This is a genomic window from Desulfovibrio sp. 1188_IL3213, assembly GCF_036763145.1.
Lineage (GTDB): Bacteria > Desulfobacterota > Desulfovibrionia > Desulfovibrionales > Desulfovibrionaceae > Desulfovibrio.
The window spans coordinates 1-1,578 of record NZ_JBAIYR010000486.1; the positions used below are offsets into that span (position 1 = coordinate 1).

General features: G+C 58.6%; 2 protein-coding genes and 1 pseudogene. All 3 read right to left on the reverse strand.

The features are described from left to right. Positions 1 to 293: 293 nt before the first annotated feature. Positions 294 to 686 (reverse strand): glycine cleavage system protein GcvH, encoded by a 393-nt coding sequence (gcvH, locus tag V6C16_RS12870; RefSeq protein ID WP_333536779.1) that lies wholly within the window; start codon positions 684 to 686, stop codon positions 294 to 296. A 194-nt stretch (positions 687 to 880) separates the two neighbouring features. After that, positions 881 to 1,342 carry an OsmC family protein gene (locus V6C16_RS12875; protein ID WP_333536778.1) on the reverse strand — a complete coding sequence of 154 codons (462 nt, stop codon included), beginning with the start codon at positions 1,340 to 1,342 and terminating at the stop codon, positions 881 to 883. Positions 1,343 to 1,354: 12 nt separating this feature from the next. Beyond that, positions 1,355 to 1,578: pseudogene (locus V6C16_RS12880) on the reverse strand (sodium:solute symporter family protein); the annotation flags it as partial.

A 1,578-nucleotide genomic window follows, 5' to 3' on the forward strand; every position in this document is an offset into this window, starting at 1 on the left:
CGGCGCGGGCCGCCGCAAAGGCCGCCATGTGGCCGCCGGGGCCGCTGCCGATGATGGTCAGTTTTTTCATCTCTTTACCTCGTGCTGGCTTGCGCAGGTTGTATGAGGCCAGGGGCCTGACTCTTTTTGCCCGGGGAACATCTATGGGGGTTCCAGTGGCATAGCATAAGAGGGCGCTTCTGTCGTCAGGTCCGTAGGCCCCGCTCGTGGCGCGGATTTCAAGGACAATCCGCGCGGGCAGGCAAACGGTATTGACGCTGCCCGCTTTGGAGCAGTTTCATGCTGAAAATGCTCTAGGACTGTGATTTCAGGTGTTCCCCGTACGCTTCGGCCGAGAGCAGAGGCACGGTATTTTCGCCTTCTTTGCGCAGGCGCAGTATCCAGCCCTGTCCGTAACAGTCGCTGTTCACAAGATCAGGTTTGTTTTCAAGGTCGGTGTTAACGGCTTCCACCACGCCGGAAACCGGCGAAAACAGCGCACTGACAGACTTCATTGATTCCACGGAGCCGAATTCTTTTCCCGCCTCGACGATGGTGCCCACCGCAGGCATGTCCACATAGACCACTTCCTCAAGCTGTGCCTGGGCAAAGTCAGAAATGCCCACTGTGAGGCCCTGGGCGTCTTCAAGCAGCCAGATGTGCTCGTCGGTATAGGAACGGTCTTCGGGCAAGGTGTAGCTGGACATGTAATCTCCTCATTAGCTGTGGTGAAAAGCCGCCGCGCCTCCCGTAGTGTGGGGCGCGGCGGCGGGCCTGACAGGGCGGGGTGTGTCAATCCGGCATATGTTGCGGCGGCAGGGGCGTGGTCTGCTCGCCTGACGGGAGCTTGCGGGATCGTGGCATAGCCGCCCTCTCAGGGTAGTGGTATGCACACTGCCGGCTATTGCGGGGCAGCCTTTCCATCCTGCAAGGGATAGGCGTAACGCTGTCCATTGAGCACAAAGCTGTAGTTTATTTTGCTGCTGGCCTTAAGCATGTTGGCTACGGAGCAGTATTTTACAGCGCCAAGCTCAAAGGCGCGCACGAACCTCTCAAGACTGATACCGTCGCCTTTAACAGTGTACTCCACATTGATCTCGGTAAAGATCTGCGGGATTTCTTCACGGCGCACGGCATCGGCCGAGATGGTGAAGCTTGTGTACTCAAGACGCATTTTGTTCATGGCGTGGCCCACTTCGATGCCTGTGCAGCCGGCCAGGGAGATGAGCAGCATTTCCATGGGGCGTACGCCCTGATTGCTGCCGCCGTAGATGGCCGAGGCGTCCATGACCAGGCTGTGGCCGTCGGAGTCCTTGCCCTCAAAAACCATGTTTCCTTTCCATTCCACGTTGATCTTTGCCATGATGCAAAATCCTTATATCATAGATGGTTGTTGGCGTTCAGTGCTGAAGATAAGGGCCACCCATGCGCAGAGCACGACCAGGAAGGCGGTCATGCCCCAAAGGCCGGTCTGATAGAACCACGGCCCGGCCGCCACAAGGGCGACGGTCAGCACGAGGGCCAGACCGACCGAGGCGTTGCGCAGGGCCTTGAGCCCGCCGGAGGGGGTTATGAAGTACCAACGCTTTTCGGGCAGGG

Coding starts and splice junctions, on each gene's coding strand:
- gcvH (WP_333536779.1), bottom strand. CDS start 686: ATGTCCAGCTACACCTTGCCCGAAGACCGTTCCTATACCGACGAGCAC.
- V6C16_RS12875 (WP_333536778.1), bottom strand. CDS start 1,342: ATGGCAAAGATCAACGTGGAATGGAAAGGAAACATGGTTTTTGAGGGC.